Genomic DNA, 19,163 nt, shown 5'->3' with positions numbered 1-19,163 from the left:
CGCTCAGCGTCGCAGGCCGGCGACGCGGGCGCCGCGTTCCAGGCCGCCTCCGCCGCCGCCCAGCCCGTCGCGTTCGAGCGCGGCGGCCGTGAGGCGGGCGGGGGAACCCCCACCGCGGGTGCGGCGCTGCCCCGGCAGCGGGACCTCGCGGCGCGGGGCGCGTCCGCCCGGCTGCTCCGCCGCGGCGGGCCCGGTCGCCCCCGCCACGGTGATCTGGACGCCCTGGTCGGCCAGCGCCTGGAGCTCCGCCGCCGCGCGGTCCTCGTGCGCCGGCGGCTCGTCGGTGACCAGCCGGGTGATGACGTCCGTCGGCACGGTCTGGAACATGGTGTCCGCGCCGAGCTTGGTGTGGTCGGCCAGGACCACGACCTCCCCCGCCGCCTGCACCAGGGCCCGGTCGACGCTCGCGGAGAGCATGTTGGACGTGGACAGTCCGCGCTCGGCGGTCAGCCCGCTCCCGGACAGGAACGCCCGGGAGACCCGCAGGCCCTGGAGGGACTGTTCGGCACCGCTGCCGACCAGCGCGTAGTTGGAGCCCCGCAAAGTGCCGCCGGTCATCACGACCTCGACGCGGTTGGCGTGCGCCAGCGCCTGGGCGACCAGCAGGGAGTTGGTGACGACGGTGAGGCCGGGCACCCGGGCGAGCCGGCGGGCCAGCTCCTGGGTGGTGGTGCCCGCGCCCACCACGATCGCCTCGCCCTCCTTGACGAGGCCCGCGGCGAGGTCGGCGATCGCCGTCTTCTCCGCGGTGGCCGACAGGGACTTCTGCGGGAAGCCGGACTCCCGGGTGAAACCGCCCGGGAGCACCGCGCCGCCGTGGCGCCGGTCGAGGAGTCCTTCGGCCTCCAGGGCGCGCACGTCCCGACGTACGGTCACCTCGGAGGTCTGGACGACGCGGGCGAGCTCCCGGAGCGATACCGCCCCGTTGGCGCGCACCATTTCAAGGATCAATTGGCGACGTTCTGCAGCGAACACGGAACTGACAGTAACCTGATCGGCCGACGCTTTTCAGCTCCATGCACCGATTAACGAGTTTTGCGCTCGGAGCGTGCTGCCGAGTGGTATGGCGGGGTCCACACCTGACCGTACCGAGGTCGGAAGGTGATCACCGGGCGGGCGAAAAGTAATCGTCCGCCCGGGTTTGTCCCACCTTGGCCGGCCTGAACCCCTGCTCGGACGGGCTCTCAGCCCTCGCCGGTCGCCTTCCGCGTCTGGAGCTGGCGCGCGACCTCCGCGATCGACCCCGACAGGGACGGGTACACGGTGAACGCGTTCGCGATCTGTTCCACGGTCAGGTTGTTGTCGACCGCGAGCGAAATGGGGTGGATCAGCTCGCTCGCCCGCGGCGCCACCACGCAGCCGCCGACCACGATCCCGGTGCCCGGCCGGCAGAAGATCTTGACGAAGCCGTCCCGGATGCCCTGCATCTTCGCCCGCGCGTTCCGCAGCAGCGGCAGCTTGACCACCCGGGCGTCGATCAGCCCCGAGTCCACGTCCGCCTGCGTGTAGCCGACGGTGGCGATCTCCGGGTCCGTGAAGACGTTCGACGAGACGGTCTTCAGGTTCAGCGGCTGCACGGCGTCGCCGAGGAAGTGGTACATCGCGATGCGGCCCTGCATCGCCGCCACCGACGCCAGCGCGAACACCCCGGTGACGTCACCGGCCGCGTACACGCCCGGAGCGCTGGTGCGCGAGACCTTGTCCGTCCAGATGTGGCCGGAGTCCTTCAGGCGCACGCCCGCCTCCTCCAGGCCCATCCCGGCGGAGTTGGGGATGGCGCCGACCGCCATCAGGCAGTGCGAGCCGGAGATCACCCGGCCGTCGGCGAGGGTGACCTCCACCCGGTCCCCGACCCGCTTGGCGGACTCGGCGCGGGAGCGGGCCATGACGTTCATCCCGCGGCGGCGGAAGACGTCCTCCAGCACGGCCGCCGCGTCCGGGTCCTCGCCGGGCAGCACGCGGTCGCGCGAGGAGACCAGGGTGACCCGGGATCCCAGCGCCTGGTACGCGCCGGCGAACTCGGCGCCGGTGACGCCGGAGCCCACCACGATCAGCTCTTCGGGGAGCTCGTCGAGGTCGTAGACCTGGGTCCAGTTCAAGATGCGCTCGCCGTCGGGGAGCGCGTCGGGGATCTCGCGCGGGTGGCCGCCGGTGGCGATCAGGACGGCGTCCGCGGTCAGCCGCTCCTCGGTGCCGTCGGCCGCGGTGACCACGACCGTGCGCGAGCCGTCCGCGGCCTGCTGGCCCTCCAGCCGGCCGCGTCCGCGCACCACCCGGGCGCCGGCCCGGGTCACGGACGCGGTGATGTCGTGGGACTGGGCGAGCGCCAGCCGCTTCACCCGTCGGTTCACCTTGCCGAGGTCGACGCCGACGACCCGGGCCGACTGCTCCAGCGGCGGGGTGTCGTCCGCGACGATGATGCCGAGCTCTTCGTAGGAGGAGTCGAAGGTGGTCATCACCTCGGCGGTGGCGATCAGGGTCTTCGAGGGGACGCAGTCGGTCAGCACGGACGCGCCGCCGAGGCCGTCGCAGTCGACGACGGTCACCTCCGCGCCGAGTTGGGCGCCCACCAGGGCCGCCTCGTATCCGCCGGGTCCGCCGCCGATGATCACGATCCGGGTCACTGGGGTTACGCCTCGCGCTCTCGTTCGGTCCGGGTGGGTGTGCGGGTGCCTGCCGTGCGGGCCCCGTCGTGCGTCCCGCCGGACTGGAGTACGTACCCCATTGTCCCGCACGCATCAACCTGCCCCGCGCCCGGGCCGGCATTCCCCGCCGCCCCGGGCCGACCCGGCGTTCTCCCGCAGTACAGAACGTTGCAGACCACCGCGGAACGCCGGGAAACACAGCGGACAAGGCAACCACCCGCGCCCCTCCCGTACCCTCGATCCCATGTCGCTCTACGCCGCGTACGCCGGCAACCTCGACGCGCGGCTGATGTCCCGCCGCGCACCGCACTCCCCGCTGCGCGGCACGGGCTGGCTGAACGGCTGGCGGCTGACCTTCGGCGGCGAGCAGCTGGGCTGGGAGGGAGCACTGGCCACGATCGTGGAGGCGCCGCGCTCCCAGGTCTTCGTCGCCCTCTACGACATCGCTCCGATGGACGAGGACTCCATGGACCGTTGGGAGGGCGTCGGCCTCGACATCTACCGGCGGATGCGGGTCCGCGTCCACACCCTGGACGGCGAGGAGCCGGCCTGGACCTACGTCCTGAACGGCTACGAGGGCGGGCTGCCGTCGGCCCGCTACCTGGGCGAGATGGCCGACGCCGCCGAGTCCGCCGGCGCGCCGCACGACTACGTGATGGAACTGCGCAAGCGCCCCTGCTGACGCCCGTGTGCGCCTGCCCCCGGGCGCGTTCGTCGGAAACGACAAGGCAACGATCCGCGCGTCCGCGGCTTCTTCATCTACGCGCGTAGGGAATCTGCGGCTACCCTCGTTCGCGTGAACGCACATGTGAATCCGGACCTCAACGGCGCTGCTGCCGACCCCTATGCTGCGGCCGACGCCGCCGCCGCGAGCCTGCGGGAGCTGACCGGCGCCGAGACCCACGACGTGGCCCTCGTGATGGGCTCCGGCTGGGCACCGGCCGTCGACGCGCTGGGGGCGCCCGAGTCCGAGTTCCCGGTCACCGAGGTGCCGGGCTTCCCGCCGCCCGCGGTCGCCGGCCACGGCGGCCGGATCCGCTCGTACCGCATCGGCGACAAGCGGGCCCTGGTCTTCCTGGGCCGTACGCACTACTACGAGGGCCGGGGCGTCGCCGCGGTCGCCCACGGCGTGCGCACCGCGGTCGCCGCCGGCTGCAAGACGGTGATCCTGACGAACGGCTGCGGCGGTCTGCGCGAGGGCATGCGCCCCGGCCAGCCGGTCCTCATCAGCGACCACATCAACCTCACCGCCACCTCCCCCATCGTCGGCGCCAACTTCGTCGACCTCACCGACCTGTACTCGCCGCGGCTGCGCGCCCTGTGCAAGGAGGTCGACCCCTCCCTGGAGGAGGGCGTGTACGTCCAGTTCACCGGTCCGCACTACGAGACGCCGGCCGAGATCAACATGGTCCGGACGATCGGCGGCCACCTGGTGGGCATGTCCACCGTGCTGGAGGCCATCGCGGCGCGCGAGGCCGGCGCCGAGGTGCTGGGCATCTCGCTCGTCACCAACCTCGCCGCCGGCCTGTCGGGCGAGCCGCTGAACCACGAAGAGGTCCTCCAGGCCGGCCGTGACTCCGCAGCCCGCATGGGCGAACTGCTGACCCGGGTCCTGTCCCGGATCTGACCCGGGCTCGAAGGCGTACGCGAGGAACGACGAGAGGCGGACGGACGTGCAGCAGGACCTCATGGAGCGGGCCGGGACCTGGCTCGCCGAGGACCCCGACCCCGACACCCGTACGGAGTTGGCGGAACTCATCGAGACGGCGCGGGCCGGCGGTGACACCACCGAGTTGGCCGCCCGCTTCGCCGGCACGCTCCAGTTCGGCACCGCCGGGCTCCGCGGCGAGTTGGGCGCCGGGCCCATGCGGATGAACCGCGCGGTGGTGATCCGCGCCGCCGCCGGGCTCGCCGCGTACCTCAAGGCCGAGGGGCAGGGCGACGGCCTCGTCGTCATCGGGTACGACGCGCGCTACAAGTCCGCCGACTTCGCGCGCGACACCGCCGCGGTGATGGTGGGCGCGGGGCTGCGGGCCGCGGTGCTGCCGCGCCCGCTGCCGACCCCCGTGCTCGCCTTCGCCATAAGGCACCTGGGCGCCGTCGCCGGCGTGGAGGTCACCGCCTCGCACAACCCGCCGCGCGACAACGGCTACAAGGTGTACCTGGGCGACGGTTCGCAGATCGTGCCGCCCGCGGACACCGGGATCGCCGCGGAGATCGACGCGGTCGCGAGCCTCGCGGACGTCTCCCGCGCCGAGTCCGGCTGGCAGGTGCTGGGCGACGAGGTGCTGACGGCGTACCTGGAGCGCACCGACGCGGTCCTCACCGCCGGTACGCCGCGCACCGCCACCACCGTCCACACCGCGCTGCACGGCGTGGGCGGCCCGGTGCTGGAGGCGGCCTTCGCCCGGGCGGGCTTCCCCGCGCCGGTGCCGGTGGCCGAACAGGCCGACCCGGACCCGGCGTTCCCGACGGTCGCGTTCCCGAACCCGGAGGAGCCGGGCGCGATGGACCTGGCGTTCGCCACGGCCCGCCGCGTCGGCCCCGACCTGGTCATCGCGAACGACCCGGACGCGGACCGCTGCGCCGTCGCCGTGCCCCACGAGGGCGACTGGCGCATGCTGCGCGGCGACGAGGTGGGCGCGCTGCTCGCCGCGCACCTCGTCCGCTCGGGCGCGCGCGGCACCTTCGCCGAGTCGATCGTCTCCTCCTCGCTCCTCGGCCGGATCGCGGAGGCCGCGGGCCTGCGGTACGAGGAGACCCTGACCGGCTTCAAGTGGATCGCCCGCGCGGAGGGGCTGCGGTACGGCTACGAGGAGGCCCTCGGCTACTGCGTGGACCCCGACGGCGTCCGCGACAAGGACGGCATCACGGCGGCGCTGCTGATCACGGAGCTGGCCTCGGTGCTGAAGGAGGAGGGCCGCACGCTCTGCGACCTGCTGGACGACCTCGCGGTCGAGCACGGCCTGCACGCGACGGACCAGCTCTCGGTGCGGGTGTCGGACCTGGGCGTGATCACCGCCGCGATGGCACGCCTGCGGGGTGCGCCGCCGGCGGAGCTTGCCGGGCTGCGGGTCGTCTCCACGGAGGACCTGGCGCAGGGCGCGGGCGATCTGCCGCCGACGGACGGCCTGCGGTATCACCTGGACGGTGCGTACCGGGCGCGGGTGATCGTCCGCCCCAGCGGTACGGAGCCGAAGCTGAAGTGCTACCTGGAGGTCGTGGTCCCGGTCGCGGACCGGGACGCGCTGCCGTCGGCCCGGGCCCGGGCGGAGGAACTGCTCCAGTCGCTCAAGTCCGACCTCGCCACGTCTGCCGGGCTGTAGCCGGCCGGGGTTTGGGACCAACGGGGGCGCCCCACCGAGCCAGAGAACGGGACTCGGCGGGGCGCGGACTGTGACCAGTCCAGTCACCCGGTCACAGGACGAGCATGAGCTTGCCGCCGGGCCGACGGGACTGGCTGAGCTTGGCCGCCTCCTGGATCTGATCGAGCGGGTAGGTGCGGGCGACCGAAACGACGAGAACGCCTTCGCCGGCCAGCCGGGCGAACTCGCCCATCCGGTCGTAGCGCATCTCTATCTGAGTGATCCGGGTCCCCAGCTCGGCCGCGGCGGCGAAGTCCGAGACGGTGAGGACGCGGTCGGGGTCCCCGGTCAGCTCGATCAGCGACGGCAGCGAGCCGCCGCCCGGGCTGGCCTGGTGGGCGCGGTCGATCCGGCCACCGGTCGGGGCCGCGTCCAGGGCGCGGTCGACTCGGCCGCCGGCCAATGCAGCGACGCGTTCGGCCATGCCGTCGCCGTAGCGGGTCACCCGGGCACCGACCTCTTCCAGGGCTGCGGCCCGCGTCGGCCCGGCGGTGGCGATCACCTGGACACCCCGGTGCAGCGCGAAGCGCACCGCCGCCTCTCCCACGGTGGAGCCCGCGCCATGAACGAGCAGTAGCTCACCCGGCTGGACGCCGAGGTCGTCGAGCGCGTGCCATGCCGTCTCGGCCGCCATCGGCAGCGCGGCGGCCTGCTCGGCGGTGACGCCCACGGGAATGCGCGCCCAGACCGCCATCAGCGCGTACTCGGCGGCCCCGGCTGTCGGGCCGTCGAAGACCGCCGGGCCGAACACGCGGTCGCCGACTTCGACACCGATGACGCCCTCACCGAGCGCGTCGACGGTGCCCGCGACCTCAACGCCGAGCCCGCGCGGCAGCGGCGGCAACCTGTCGGCGAGCAGGCCGTCGACCACCGCCCAGTCACCCGGCGTCAGCCCGCACGCCCGTACGGCGATCCGGATCTGGCCGGGTCCCGGCTCCGGCTTCGGGACCTCACGAAGCACGATCACGTCCGGGGAGCCGAACCGGTCGAACTGAAGAGCCTTCATGACGACCTCCATTGATGACAGCATCTGTTGTCATCAACCTTAACGCCGCGACGACAGCCTCTGCTGTCATACCCTGGTGGGCATGCCGAGATGGGAGTCAGACGCACAGGGCCGGCTCAAGCGCGCTGCACTGGAGCTGTTCGAAGCGCAGGGGTTCGAGCGCACCTCGGTCGCACAGATCGCACGCACCGCCGGCCTGACCGAGCGCTCGTTCTACCGCTATTTCCCCGACAAGCGGGAAGTCCTCTTCGCCGGTGACGAGCTCCAGGCCCACCTCGTCGCCCAGGTCGAGGCGGCCGACCCGGGCCTCACGCCGATCGATGCGCTGCTGACCGCGCTGGGGACCGCCGACGAGATCTTCCGCCCGCGCGAGTTCCTGCTGCGCCGCGTCAGGGTGATCGCCGCCAGCCCGGCACTGGCCGAGCGCGATCTGATCAAGCTCGCCGACATCGCCGACGCGCTGACACGGGCGCTTGAGCACCGCGGCGTCGAACCCGGCAAAGCACGCTTCATCATCGACGTGGCGATAGCGGTCTCCCGGCGCGCCACGTCCCGCTGGCTGGCAGACCCGGACGCGACCCTCTCCGAGCTCGTCGCCCAGACCGCCGCCGAACTGCGTGAGGCGGTCGCACCGCCGGCCCCGCCGGTCGGCTGAGTCTGCCGCGAGGAGGGGCGGCGCCCACCATGGCGGGCAGCGGCGCACAGCGCCCGCACGCGCGCCCGCCCTTTGGAAGGCGCCCCCCGCACGGCTGCGAGCCTCGGCACACCGCGTGGTGCACGCGCACCGGGTGGACCCGGGACGGGGTGCGAACACGTATCGGACAGGAATCACCCGCACTGCACCGCGCGGGTGATTCCTGTACGTCGTGGCGACGCCCCGCCCCACCACCCCCTCCCCGCGGGCGATCGTGGCCCGCAAGCGCACACCCCCGCGCGCGCCGAGCCACCAGGAGCAGCCGCCGTTGTCCCCCGCAGCGACCGTTCGTGCGTACGTCCCCGCGTCCCGCCGGCCGGCGGGGCTGCCGTTCCGCCGGCGGAGCGGCAGCCCCGGCGGCCGGCACCGGGTGCTGCGTTCGCTGCGGGCCGCGGGGCCCGCGCTCCTCGGGTATCTGGCGGTGCGGCTGGTCGGGCTCGCGCTGCTCGCCCGGCTGGCGCACGCCAAGGGGCACGGGGTGTGGCCCCAGCTCGCCACCTCCTGGGACTCCTCCTGGTACCTCGGCATCGCCGAGCACGGCTACACCGACGAGCTCGGCACCCGCGTCAACACCAACAACCTCGCCTTCTTCCCCCTCTACCCCCTCCTGGTGAGGGCGTTCGCCGCCGTCACCCCCGGCTCCCGCGCCTCCGTCGGCCTCGTGCTCTCCGTCGTCTGCTCGTTGATCGCCGCCTGGGGCGTCTACGCCGTCGGGGAGCGCCTCCACGGCCGGCGCACGGGCACCCTGCTGGCGATCCTGTGGGGCGCGTTCCCGGTCGGGGTCGTGCAGTGGATGGGGTACACGGAGTCCCTGTTCACCGCGCTGACCGCGTGGTCGCTGTACGCGGTCCTCACCGGCCGCTGGCTGGCGGCGGGCGGCCTCGCCTGTCTCGCCGGGCTCACCCGCCCCACGGGTGTGGCGCTGGCCGCCGCGGTGACGCTGGCGGCCCTGTTGTCCTGTCGGCGCCGCCACGGCGGCCCCCGCCCCGCCGCACTCGTCGCCGCCGTCCTCGCGCCCCTGGGGTGGCTGGGGTTCGTGGGGTGGGTGGGGGCGCGCGTCGGTCGCGTCGACGGCTACTTCGCCGTACAGCGGCTGTGGAAGAACGAGTGGGACGGCGGCCGGGCGACCGTGCTGGAGCTGCGTCAGCAGCTGTTCTACGAGCCGCGCCCGCAGCTGTTCGTGCTCGCGGTCTCCGCGTGCCTGGTGCTGGGCGTGGTGCTGTACGTGCTGTGCCTGGCGGAGCGGCAGCCGCTGCCGCTACTGGTGTTCACGGGCGTCCTGTTGCTGGTGGTGCTGGGGAGTGCGGGGGTGTACTTCCCGCGGGCCCGCTTCCTGCTGCCCGGCTTCCCGCTGCTGCTGCCGCTCGCCCTGGCGCTGGCCAGGGCCCGCCGTCGGCTGACGGTCGCGGTGGTGTTGACGGGGGCCACGCTGCTGTCGGCCTGGCTGGGCGCCCACATGCTCCTGGTCTGGCCGGGGCCCCCGTGAGGCGTACCGCGGTCAGCGCACCACGGAGAGGACGACCAGCACCAGCGCGCCCGCGAGCGTCGGTGCGAGGACCTCGTACGACCAGCGGACCGAGACCTCGGCCTGACCGCCCTGTCCGCCCTGCTCAGCGCCGTGCCGCTCGAACAGCTCGCGCAGCTCGCCGATCGCCTCGTCCGCCTGCGCCCGCTGCACCGGCCGCAGCTCCGTCTCGCGCCCCTTGCCCTGGTCGCGTTCGCGCTTCATCTCCTGGCGGCTGGCGCGCTTGCGCTGGCGCAGGGAGACCGGGATCGCCCACATCGGGAACTTCGTGCCGTCCTTGGCGACGACCTCGGTGGAGTAGGCGGCCCGGATCGTGCCGACCGCGCCCCAGGGCAGGGTGATCGTCCGGAACGGGTTGCGGATCCGGACCCGGTCCTCGTTGGCGAACACCGCGGGCCGCAGGGTGAACGCGATGACCAGCGGCGCGGCGAGGAGGGCGCCGGCGATGGCGTACAGCGGGGTGAGCCCGTCGCCGCGGAGGACCGCGTCCCCGCCGAGCCAGGCAATCAGCGCCAGCAGCAGCGCACCGCCCACCATTCCCGAGGTCGACCGGTACGCGCGGTCGGCGTAGGTGGGCTCTGCGGGCGACTCAGGCTTGCTCATGCGTCCGATTCTGCCGTACGCCCGGAAACGGGCGCGCTCGCGGGCGGCGCCGTGGGCGCGACCGCGGCCGGCACCGCGGGCCGATGCCGGCCCGCCGCCGCCGCGGCCACCCGCCCCAGCGCTTCTTGCTTGCCGCAGGGGTGCGCCCCGAGCAGTGCCTGCCGGTTGACGATGCCGCGTTCGGCGCGCATCAGGCGCCAGCCTCGGCGCAGCAGGAACGGCACGGACTTGCGGCCCTCGCGCAGATCGCGCAGCAGCCGGCGGCGGAAGGTGGTGGCGGGGCGTCCGCGCAGGCAGATCGCGTCGGCGAGGACGCCCATCTGCTGGCAGCGGACGACGATGTCGGCGGCGAAGATCCCCTCGGCGACGAACAGGGGCGTGCGGTCGATCGCGAGCGCGTCCCGGCCGACCCGGGCGCTGGTCGCGATGTCGTACACCGGGACGTGCGTGCGTCCGGTGCGGCACAGCTCCTCGATCGCCGCCACGGCCGCGTCCGCGTCCCACGACTTCGGGGAGTCCCAGTCGATGTCGGCGCTGTCCGGGACGAGCGGCAGGGTCGGGTCGCCGGCCTCCTTGTAGAAGTCGTCGAGGCGCAGCACCGGCAGTCCCGTGCGCGCGGCCAGCGACGACTTCCCGGAGCCGGAGGGGCCGGCGAGCAGCAGCACGCGCGTGGCCGGGGAGGGTTGGGCGGGGATCGCAGTCACGGAACACCAGTGTGAGGCATTGCCCCGTGGAGGGGACCCACCGGGGATGAGGTGGATCCGGGATCATCGCCTCAAATACCCTATGTGTCCGATCCATTACCCTCAGGCACAGATTGGTAGGCAGGCAGCCATGACCTCGCAGACCCCCTCCACCCCCCGACGGTTCGCCCTGGGCGCCGGGCTGACCGTCGCCGCGGTGGCCGCCGCCCTCGGCGCGGGCCAGACGGCGGCGCAGGCGGCCCCCGTCGCCCTGCCCGTGGGCGAACTCGGCGGCCTCGACGTGCTGGGCAGCGCCCTGTCGGGGCCGGGCGCCGGCGTGACCGACGCGCTGACGAACTCGGTGAGCGGCCTCGGCTACCTCAAGGAACACCAGATCAACCCGCTGGCGCAGACGGGCGTCGACCCGCTGGCGAACGGCGTCGGCACCCAGGTCGCGGACTTCAAGCCGGTGGGTACGGACCTGGTGACGGGCCCGCTGTCCGACGGCGGCGCGCTGAAGGACCTGCCGGTCGTCGGCGGCGTGGTGCAGACCCTGCCGCTGTAGGGCCGCCGCAGGGCCGCTGAAGTCGGGACGGGAGAGGGCCCTCCGGTCGCCTGCCGGAGGGCCCTCTCCCGTTTCGTTGCGTCAGTACGACGAACCCGCGGCGCCCAGCGCGCCCGTGGGGTGCCACACCGTCTTCGTCTCCAGGAACGCGGTCAGCCGGCCGGTGCCCGGGTCCGCGGCGAAGTCCACCGGCGCCGGCCGCAGCACCCGCTTCATGTTGTCCGCCGCCGCGATCTCCAACTCCTTCGCCAGCGCCCCGTCCGCGCCGGCCAGGTCGATCGCGTTCACGTCCTGGTGCGCGGCGAGCGGCGGCGCGAGCTCTGCCGTACGGCCGGAGAGCACGTTCACCACCCCGCCCGGGACGTCGGAGGTGGCCAGCACCTCGCCGAGCGAGAGCGCCGGCAGCGGGGCCCGCTCGCTGGCGACCAGCACGGCGGTGTTGCCGGTGGCGATCACCGGGGCGAGCACCGACACCAGGCCCAGGAAGGAGGACTCCTGGGGGGCGAGGACTGCGACGACCCCGGTGGGCTCGGGCGTGGAGAGGTTGAAGTACGGGCCGGCGACCGGGTTCGCACCGCCCACCACCTGCGCGATCTTGTCGGTCCAGCCGGCGTACCAGACCCAGCGGTCGACGCTCGCGTCCACGACGGCCGCCGCCTTCGACTTCGACAGCCCCTCCGCCGCGGCGACCTCGCGCACGAACTGCTCGCGCCGGCCCTCCAGCATCTCCGCGACGCGGTACAGGACCTGTCCACGGTTGTACGCGGTCGCGCCGGACCAGCCGCCGAACGCCTTGCGGGCCGCGACGACGGCGTCCCGGGCGTCCTTGCGGGAGGAGAGCGGCGCGTTCGCCAGCCACGCGCCGGACTTGGAGTCGGTCACCTCGTACACCCGGCCGCTCTCGGAGCGGGGGAACTTGCCCCCCACGTACAGCTTGTAGGTCTTGAACACGCTCAGTCGGGTCTCAGACATCGAGGTAAGCCTCCAGGCCGTGGCGACCGCCCTCGCGGCCGAAGCCCGACTCCTTGTAGCCGCCGAAGGGCGAGGTCGGGTCGAACTTGTTGAAGGTGTTGGCCCAGACGACGCCGGCGCGGAGCTTGTTCGCGACCGCGAGGATGCGGGAGCCCTTCTCCGTCCAGATGCCGGCGGAGAGTCCGTACTGGCTGTTGTTGGCCTTGGCGACGGCCTCGTCCGGGGTGCGGAAGGTGAGCACCGACAGCACGGGGCCGAAGATCTCGTCACGGGCCACGGTGTGCGCCTGGGTGACGCCGGTGAACAGGGTGGGGGCGAACCAGTATCCGTTGGACGGCAGCTCGCACGGGGCGCTCCAGCGCTCCGCGCCCTCCGCCTCGCCGGTCTCGGCGAGCGCGGTGATCCGGGCGAGCTGCTCGGCCGAGTTGATGGCGCCGATGTCGGTGTTCTTGTCGAGCGGGTCGCCCAGGCGAAGGGTGGCGAGCCGGCGCTTGAGCGCGTCCAGCACCTCGTCCTGGATCGACTCCTGGACCAGCAGGCGCGAGCCGGCGCAGCAGACCTGGCCCTGGTTGAAGAAGATGCCGCTGACGATGCCTTCCACGGCCTGGTCGATCGGGGCGTCGTCGAAGACGATGTTCGCGCCCTTGCCGCCCAGCTCCAGGGTGAGCTTCTTGGTGCTGCCGGCGACCTGGCGGGCGATCGCCTTGCCGACGGCGGTGGAGCCGGTGAAGGCGACCTTGGCCACGTCCGGGTGGGCGACCAGCGCGGCACCGGTGCGGCCGTCGCCGGTGACGATGTTGACGACGCCCTTCGGCAGCCCGGCCTGCCGGCAGATGTCGGCGAAGAACAGCGCGGACAGCGGGGTCGTCTCGGCCGGCTTCAGCACGACGGTGTTGCCGGTGGCGAGCGCGGGGGCGATCTTCCACGCCAGCATCAGCAGCGGGAAGTTCCACGGGATGACCTGCCCGGCGACGCCCAGCGGCTTCGGGTCCGGGCCGAAGCCCGCGTGGTCCAACTTGTCGGCCCAGCCGGCGTAGTAGAAGAAGTGCGCGGCGACCAGCGGCAGGTCCACGTCCCGGGTCTCCCGGATCGGCTTGCCGTTGTCCAGGGTCTCCAGGACGGCCAGCTCGCGGCTGCGCTCCTGGATGATCCGGGCGATCCGGAACAGGTACTTGGCGCGCTCGGCGCCGGGCAGCGCCGACCACTTCTCGAACGCCTTGCCGGCGGCGCGCACCGCGCGGTCCACGTCGGCCTCGGTCGCCTGCACGTACTCCGCGAGGACCTCCTCCGTCGCGGGCGCGAGGGTCTTGTGGCGCTCCTCGCCGGAGCCGTCGGTGAACTCTCCGTCGATGAAGAGGCCGTACGAGGGCGCGATGTCGACGACCGCGCGCGACTCGGGCGCGGGGGCGTACTCAAATGGATTCGTCATCGTGCTCAGTCCACCGTTACGTAGTCGGGGCCGGAGTAGCGGCCGGTCGCCAGCTTCTGGCGCTGCATCAGCAGGTCGTTGAGCAGGCTGGAGGCGCCGAAGCGGAACCAGTGCGGGTCCAGCCAGTCCGGGCCGGCGGTCTCGTTCACCAGCACGAGGAACTTCAACGCGTCCTTGCTGGTGCGGATGCCGCCCGCGGGCTTCACCCCCACCTGCACGCCGGTCTGCACCCGGAAGTCGCGCACGGCCTCCAGCATCAGCAGGGTGTTCGCCGGGGTGGCGTTGACCGCGACCTTCCCGGTCGAGGTCTTGATGAAGTCCGCGCCGGCGAGCATGCCGAGCCAGGAGGCGCGGCGGATGTTGTCGTACGTGGACAGCTCGCCGGTCTCGAAGATGACCTTCAGCCGGGCCGGGCCCGCGGCCTCCTTGACGGCGACGATCTCCTCGAACACCTTCAGGTAGCGGCCGGCGAGGAAGGCGCCGCGGTCGATGACCATGTCGATCTCGTCGGCCCCGGCGGCGACCGCGTCCCGGGTGTCCGCGAGCTTCACGCCGAGGGCGGCGCGGCCCGCGGGGAAGGCGGTGGCGACGGACGCCACCTTGACGTCGGCGCCGCCCAGCGCCTCCTTCGCGGTGGCGACCATGTCCGGATAGACGCAGACGGCGGCGGTCGTCGGCACGGTCCGGTCGGTGGGGTCGGGCCGCACGGCCTTGGTGGCGAGGGCCCGGACCTTGCCGGGGGTGTCCGCGCCCTCCAGGGTGGTGAGGTCGATCATCGAGACGGCGAGGTCGATGGCGTACGCCTTGGCCGTGGTCTTGATCGACCGGGTCCCGAGGGCGGCGGCACGTGCTTCGAGCCCGACGGGGTCGACGCCGGGCAGCCCATGGAGGAACCGGCGAAGGGCCTGGTCGGACGCGGTCACGTCGGCGAGGGCTGAGGTGATGCGGGGCATGGTCACCACGAGAGCATATCTACGCGCGTAGCGACCTGTACAGGGGGCCGCTCCCCGCACGAACAGAGGCAACGCCAAGAGAACGCGAACTCAGAAGGAGCGGGGGAACAGATGAGGAGCGGGAACAGAAAGGAGCGGGGCCGGACAAGACCCCCCGGCCCGTCCAGCCCCGCTCGAAGGGTCCCCCACGAACCCTGTTCCCCCGTGCTGAGGTGTCCACGGGATCCCCCCGACCCCGTGTCCCCCGGTCGAACGCACCGCTTCCCCCGAAGCGAGGCGCCCTGATCCCCCGTTCTTCCCCCGTGTGTCCCCCGTGGTCTCCCCCCTCGTGCTCCCCCGTGGTTTCCCCCGTCGCCTTCAGGCCACCAGCTCGCCGAAGGACTCCTCCATGTCGCGGCCGAAGCTCAGGGCCTCGTCCTCCCGCATCCGGCGCAGCGAGCGCCAGATGCTGGACTTCACCGTGCCGACGCTGATGTCCAGGATGTCCGCGATCTCCGGGTCGGTGCGGCCCTCGTAGTAACGGAGGACCAGCATCGTGCGCTGGAGCTCGGGAAGCCGGGCGAGCGCCTGCCACAGCACGGCACGCAGCTCGGTCCCCCGCATCGCGTCGGTGTCGCTCGCCGTCTCCGGCAGCTCCTCCGTCGGGTACTCGTTGAGCTTGCGCCGGCGCCAGGCGCTGATGTGCAGATTGGTCATGGTGCGACGGAGGTAGCCCCCCACGGCTGCCTTGTCGCTGATCCGCTCCCAGGCGCGGTACGTGGAGAAGAGCGCGCTCTGCAGCAGGTCCTCGGCCTCGTAGCGGTCGCCGGTGAGGTGGTAGGCCGTCGCGTACAGCGAGGAGCGGCGCTCCCGGACGTACGCGGTGAACTCCGCCTCCGTGAGCGACGGCGCGCTCACCGCCGGCCCCGTCGCGGCGGCCGGCTCCACCGACTCGACCACCGACTCGACCGCCGCCGCCGCGCCGTTCGTCTCGACGACCGTCATGAACGACGACGTCTTGTGCTGACGGCAGGTGCTGCGGGCGCAGCCCCGGCCGGTGGCGACGCCTGCGCGGTCCGCGGCCCGGGTCATGTCGTGGAGACGCGTGACAACAGCGGTTGAGGTGGTGCTGTGCATCGCGGTCATCTCGCGCCCCCCGTCGAGTGGTGTGTGGATCGTTTCGCCTTCTCCGTCCCGGCCGTCGGCGATGTGCACAAGCTTGCCGAGGCGATTTCATCGAGGTGTCCGCCGACTGTCACAGACCTGTCACAGGGCCCCCGCGGGAAGCGACCGGTGCACCGGTCGAACTCCGGGACGCCCATGGGCCAGAATGACCCCCGTGCCTTTCCTGTTGCTGATCGAGGACGACGACGCCATCCGCACGGCCCTCGAACTCTCCCTGACGCGCCAGGGCCACCGTGTGGCCACCGCGGCGACGGGCGAGGACGGCCTGAAACTGCTGCGCGAGCAGCGGCCGGATCTGATCGTGCTGGATGTCATGCTGCCCGGGATCGACGGCTTCGAAGTGTGCCGTCGCATCCGCCGAACCGACCAGTTGCCGATCATCTTGCTGACCGCCCGCAGCGACGACATCGACGTCGTCGTGGGGTTGGAGTCCGGTGCCGACGACTACGTGGTCAAACCCGTCCAGGGCCGGGTCCTGGACGCCCGCATCCGCGCGGTGCTGCGCCGCGGCGAGCGGGAGTCCACGGACTCCGCCACCTTCGGCTCGTTGGTGATCGACCGCTCCGCGATGACGGTCACCAAGAACGGTGACGACCTCCAGCTCACGCCGACCGAGCTGAGACTCCTGTTGGAACTGAGCCGCCGACCGGGACAGGCCCTGTCCCGGCAGCAGTTGCTGCGGCTGGTGTGGGAACACGACTACCTCGGGGACTCCCGGCTGGTGGACGCCTGCGTGCAGCGGCTGCGGGCGAAGGTGGAGGACGTGCCGTCCTCCCCGACGCTGATCCGCACCGTCCGGGGCGTGGGCTACCGACTGGACGTCCCTCAGTGATCCGACCGTTCTTCCGACGGCTCCCCCTGCCGGGCAGCACCTCCACGGGTGCCGTTCGGTGAGCCGTACCGCACGACGTTTCATACGCACCGGGCTGCGCTGGACGAGTCTGCGACTGCGGCTCGTGGTCGTCTTCGCCGTGGTCGCGCTGACCGCCGCCGTCTCGGCGTCCGGCATCGCGTACTGGCTCAACCGCGAAGCGGTGCTGACCCGTACGCAGGACTCGGCGATCGACGACTTCCGCGGGCAGATGCAGGGCCAGGCCGCGACGCTGCCGCTGAACGCGACGCAGGAGGAGCTGCAGGCCGCGGCCGAGCAGATGAGCCACGGCAAGGCCGGGTACAACGTCCTCCTGATCGGCGAGCGCGCCAAGGGCAAGCCGGTGGCCGGGGCGTCCGACCCGGACGAGTTCACCTACGACGACGTGCCGCAGCGGCTGCGCGACCAGGTGGGCAAGCGGCAGGAGACGGGCGCGGGCAACTCCGCCCCGTACCACCTGTACTGGCAGCGGATCGAGCGCGACGGCAAGCCGTACCTCGTGGGCGGCACCAAGATCGTCAACGGTGGTCCGACGGGCTTCCTGTTCAAGTCGCTCGACCAGGAGAGCAAGGACCTCAACACCCTGGCCTGGTCGCTGGGGATCGCGACCGCGCTGGCGCTGGCCGGCTCGGCGCTGTTGGCGCAGGCCGCGGCGACGACGGTGCTCAAGCCGGTGCGACGCCTCGGCGACGCGGCCCGCAGGCTCGGCGAGGGCCAGCTCGACACCCGGTTGCGGGTCTCGGGCACGGACGAACTCGCGGAGCTGGCCCGCACCTTCAACAAGACCGCGGAGTCATTGGAGAAGCAGGTCGCGGACATGAGCGCGCGGGAGGAGTCGAGCCGGCGCTTCGTCGCGGACATGTCCCACGAGCTGCGCACTCCGCTGACCGCGCTGACCGCGGTCACGGAGGTGTTGGAGGACGAGGTCGACAACCTCGACCCGATGATCGCGCCCGCGGTGAACCTGGTGGTGAGCGAGACCCGGCGGCTGGGCGACCTGGTGGAGAACCTGATGGAGGTGACCCGCTTCGACGCGGGCACCGCGAAGGTCGTCCTGGACACGGTGGACGTCGCCGACCAGGTCACGGCGTGCATCGACGCACGGGCGTGGCTGGACGCGGTGGAGCTGGACGCGGAGCGCGGCATCATGGCGCGGCTCGATCCGCGCCGCCTCGACGTCATCCTGGCGAACCTGATCGGGAACGCGCTCAAGCACGGCGGCTCCCCGGTGCGGGTGTCGGTGCGCGCGGTGGACCCGAAGACGGGGGCGACCTCGCGCGAGAACACCGGCGGCGAGCTGGTGATCGAGGTGCGCGACCACGGTCCCGGCATCCCCGAGGACGTGCTTCCGCACGTCTTCGACCGCTTCTACAAGGCGAGCGCGTCCCGGCCGCGGTCCGAGGGCAGCGGGCTCGGGCTCTCCATCGCGGTGGAGAACGCGCACATCCACGGCGGCACCATCACGGCCGCGAACTCGCCGGACGGCGACGGCGCGGTGTTCGTGCTGCGGCTTCCGCGGCCCGACGCTCCGAACCCCGAGACCGGCGGGCAGGACCCGGAGCCCGGAGAGGAAGGCGTGCGGTGACGCGAGCAGTCGGCGACGGGTCCGGCGACGGGGTCGGCCGCGGCAGACTGGCGTACGCCTGGTGCGCACTGCTGGTGGGCGCGCTGACGCTCACGGGCTGCGGCATCCGCCCCACCCAGGTGCCGGTCGACGGCGGCCCGGCGCCGTCGCGGGTGCCGTGCGAGGTGCGCGGGGACGCCACGGGCCAGGTCCATCCGCAGGCGCTCCCGGTACGGATCTACCTGGTGTGCGGCTCCCAACTTGTGGCGGTCGACCGCACGGCGGACGTCCCGGCGGCGAGCTCCAAGGAGCCGGCCCGCGGGACGCTCCAGGTGGCGCGGGCGGTGCTGGCGGAGTTGCAGCGGGAGCCGTCGGACGCGGAGCAGGAGGCGGGCTTCTCCACGCACGTCCCGAAGCCGATGACGCTCGGCCCGGCGCGCTCCGGCGACCCCGGCGCGACGCTCCGCCTGAGCCGTCAGCCGGAGGACCTGGAGCCCCAGTCCCTGTCACAGCTCGTCTGCACGCTGGCGGAGAACCGGGTGGGCGTGCTGGACGGCGCGGTGCTGTTGGGAGGCCCGGGTTCGTACGCCCCCCGTGCGTACGACTGCCCGCCCGAGTCCAAGACCCGCCCCAAGGACCCCCTCCCCACCCGCCCCTCGTCCCCCTGACACACCTGCGGTTTCCCCTGCGGGGTGCGCTGCGCTGTGCTGGCCGGTGGTGGGTTGCCCGCGCAGTTCCGCCCCCTGTGCCCCTGCGGGCACGGGGGGACCCCAGCGCCCCTGACATGCTCGCCGTTTCCCTGCGGGGGGTCTGGTCTCTGCGGCCCGGTGGTCGGCTTGTCGCGCAGTTCCCCGCGCCCCTAAAAACCCATGCCCTGGCCCGCAGACAAATGACGGGAGCAGCGAAACAGGGGCGCTGGGGGTCCCCCCGTGCCCGCAGGGCACAGGGGGCGGAACTGCGCGAGAACCACCCACCGGGTCGCAGGGACCAATCTGCCCGCGGGACAACGGCGGGTGGGCATCTAGGAGCGCTGGGGGTCCCCCCGTGCCCGCAGGGCACAGGGGGCGGAACTGCGCGGGCAACCCACCACCTGGCCGCACAGACCAACATGCCCCACAGGGAAA

General features: G+C 72.8%; 18 protein-coding genes. 9 read left to right on the top strand and 9 right to left on the bottom strand.

What is annotated here, in order from left to right; translation table 11 throughout:
* Window positions 1-3: 3 nt before the first annotated feature.
* Complete coding sequence (locus tag ABZ842_RS20930; protein ID WP_361538514.1) at window positions 4-975, bottom strand: DeoR/GlpR family DNA-binding transcription regulator; 972 nt, start codon at window positions 973-975, stop codon at window positions 4-6.
* A 209-nt stretch (window positions 976-1,184) separates the two neighbouring features.
* The gene (locus ABZ842_RS20925) at window positions 1,185-2,624 is read right to left on the bottom strand and encodes an NAD(P)H-quinone dehydrogenase (protein WP_361538512.1); all 1,440 of its coding nucleotides are present in this window, start codon (window positions 2,622-2,624) and stop codon (window positions 1,185-1,187) included.
* 265 nt (window positions 2,625-2,889) lie between these two features.
* On the opposite strand from ABZ842_RS20925, the gene ABZ842_RS20920 reads away from it, so the two are divergent.
* The 3 genes from ABZ842_RS20920 to ABZ842_RS20910 all read left to right on the top strand — a co-directional run bounded on the left by ABZ842_RS20920 (window position 2,890) and on the right by ABZ842_RS20910 (window position 5,971).
* Window positions 2,890-3,327: a gamma-glutamylcyclotransferase gene (locus ABZ842_RS20920; protein WP_361538511.1), complete on the top strand. Its 438-nt coding sequence runs from the start codon at window positions 2,890-2,892 to the stop codon at window positions 3,325-3,327.
* 126 nt (window positions 3,328-3,453) lie between these two features.
* A complete protein-coding gene (locus tag ABZ842_RS20915) occupies window positions 3,454-4,272 on the top strand; it encodes a purine-nucleoside phosphorylase (RefSeq protein ID WP_361538627.1) in 819 nt (272 codons plus the stop codon).
* Between the two features lie 46 nt (window positions 4,273-4,318).
* Complete coding sequence (locus ABZ842_RS20910) at window positions 4,319-5,971, top strand: phospho-sugar mutase (RefSeq protein ID WP_361538509.1); 1,653 nt, start codon at window positions 4,319-4,321, stop codon at window positions 5,969-5,971.
* Between the two features lie 91 nt (window positions 5,972-6,062).
* Here the strand turns inward: ABZ842_RS20910 and ABZ842_RS20905 are convergent, their stop codons facing one another.
* Complete coding sequence (locus tag ABZ842_RS20905; RefSeq protein ID WP_361538507.1) at window positions 6,063-7,016, bottom strand: NADP-dependent oxidoreductase; 954 nt, start codon at window positions 7,014-7,016, stop codon at window positions 6,063-6,065.
* An 82-nt stretch (window positions 7,017-7,098) separates the two neighbouring features.
* On the opposite strand from ABZ842_RS20905, the gene ABZ842_RS20900 reads away from it, so the two are divergent.
* Together ABZ842_RS20900 and ABZ842_RS20895 are read left to right on the top strand one after the other, a co-directional pair.
* The gene (locus ABZ842_RS20900; protein ID WP_361538505.1) at window positions 7,099-7,671 is read left to right on the top strand and encodes a helix-turn-helix domain-containing protein; all 573 of its coding nucleotides are present in this window, start codon (window positions 7,099-7,101) and stop codon (window positions 7,669-7,671) included.
* Window positions 7,672-7,978: 307 nt separating this feature from the next.
* Window positions 7,979-9,196 (top strand): glycosyltransferase family 39 protein, encoded by a 1,218-nt coding sequence (locus tag ABZ842_RS20895; protein ID WP_361538625.1) that lies wholly within the window; start codon window positions 7,979-7,981, stop codon window positions 9,194-9,196.
* A 12-nt stretch (window positions 9,197-9,208) separates the two neighbouring features.
* Here the strand turns inward: ABZ842_RS20895 and ABZ842_RS20890 are convergent, their stop codons facing one another.
* Both ABZ842_RS20890 and ABZ842_RS20885 read right to left on the bottom strand, forming a co-directional pair.
* The gene (locus tag ABZ842_RS20890; RefSeq protein ID WP_361538503.1) at window positions 9,209-9,838 is read right to left on the bottom strand and encodes a PH domain-containing protein; all 630 of its coding nucleotides are present in this window, start codon (window positions 9,836-9,838) and stop codon (window positions 9,209-9,211) included.
* The gene (locus ABZ842_RS20885; RefSeq protein WP_361538623.1) at window positions 9,835-10,533 is read right to left on the bottom strand and encodes an ATP-binding protein; all 699 of its coding nucleotides are present in this window, start codon (window positions 10,531-10,533) and stop codon (window positions 9,835-9,837) included. The genes ABZ842_RS20890 and ABZ842_RS20885 overlap by 4 nt, the downstream gene beginning before the upstream one ends.
* A gap of 139 nt (window positions 10,534-10,672) precedes the next feature.
* Here ABZ842_RS20885 and ABZ842_RS20880 point away from each other — a divergent pair, with 139 nt between their 5' ends.
* A complete protein-coding gene (locus ABZ842_RS20880) occupies window positions 10,673-11,086 on the top strand; it encodes a hypothetical protein (protein ID WP_361538501.1) in 414 nt (137 codons plus the stop codon).
* An 81-nt stretch (window positions 11,087-11,167) separates the two neighbouring features.
* On the opposite strand, the gene ABZ842_RS20875 is transcribed toward ABZ842_RS20880, so the two are convergent.
* The 4 genes from ABZ842_RS20875 to ABZ842_RS20860 form a co-directional block, all read right to left on the bottom strand.
* Window positions 11,168-12,058, bottom strand: coding sequence for an aldehyde dehydrogenase family protein (locus ABZ842_RS20875; RefSeq protein WP_361538499.1), 891 nt, complete (start codon window positions 12,056-12,058; stop codon window positions 11,168-11,170).
* Window positions 12,051-13,487: an aldehyde dehydrogenase family protein gene (locus ABZ842_RS20870; RefSeq protein ID WP_361538497.1), complete on the bottom strand. Its 1,437-nt coding sequence runs from the start codon at window positions 13,485-13,487 to the stop codon at window positions 12,051-12,053. The genes ABZ842_RS20875 and ABZ842_RS20870 overlap by 8 nt, the downstream gene beginning before the upstream one ends.
* Before the next feature lie 5 nt (window positions 13,488-13,492).
* On the bottom strand, window positions 13,493-14,440 hold the full coding sequence (deoC, locus tag ABZ842_RS20865; RefSeq protein WP_361538621.1) for a deoxyribose-phosphate aldolase: 948 nt from the start codon (window positions 14,438-14,440) through the stop codon (window positions 13,493-13,495).
* A gap of 357 nt (window positions 14,441-14,797) precedes the next feature.
* Window positions 14,798-15,565 (bottom strand): SigE family RNA polymerase sigma factor, encoded by a 768-nt coding sequence (locus ABZ842_RS20860; protein ID WP_361538495.1) that lies wholly within the window; start codon window positions 15,563-15,565, stop codon window positions 14,798-14,800.
* A 193-nt stretch (window positions 15,566-15,758) separates the two neighbouring features.
* Here ABZ842_RS20860 and afsQ1 point away from each other — a divergent pair, with 193 nt between their 5' ends.
* Genes afsQ1 through ABZ842_RS20845 form a run of 3 tightly spaced genes read left to right on the top strand, consistent with a single transcriptional unit; the run spans window position 15,759 to window position 18,707 of the window.
* Window positions 15,759-16,436: a two-component system response regulator AfsQ1 gene (gene afsQ1, locus ABZ842_RS20855; RefSeq protein ID WP_361538493.1), complete on the top strand. Its 678-nt coding sequence runs from the start codon at window positions 15,759-15,761 to the stop codon at window positions 16,434-16,436.
* Between the two features lie 58 nt (window positions 16,437-16,494).
* Window positions 16,495-18,060, top strand: a complete 1,566-nt coding sequence (locus ABZ842_RS20850; protein WP_361538491.1) for a HAMP domain-containing sensor histidine kinase — start codon at window positions 16,495-16,497, stop codon at window positions 18,058-18,060.
* The gene (locus ABZ842_RS20845; RefSeq protein ID WP_361538489.1) at window positions 18,057-18,707 is read left to right on the top strand and encodes a hypothetical protein; all 651 of its coding nucleotides are present in this window, start codon (window positions 18,057-18,059) and stop codon (window positions 18,705-18,707) included. Before ABZ842_RS20850 ends, ABZ842_RS20845 begins: the two co-directional genes overlap by 4 nt.
* Window positions 18,708-19,163: the final 456 nt, after the last annotated feature.

Origin of the sequence: Streptomyces sp. NPDC047315, assembly GCF_040643215.1 — a bacterium.
GTDB lineage: Bacteria > Actinomycetota > Actinomycetes > Streptomycetales > Streptomycetaceae > Streptomyces.
Note: the sequence above shows the minus strand (reverse complement) of the source record. Positions and strands in the feature narration are given on the sequence as shown.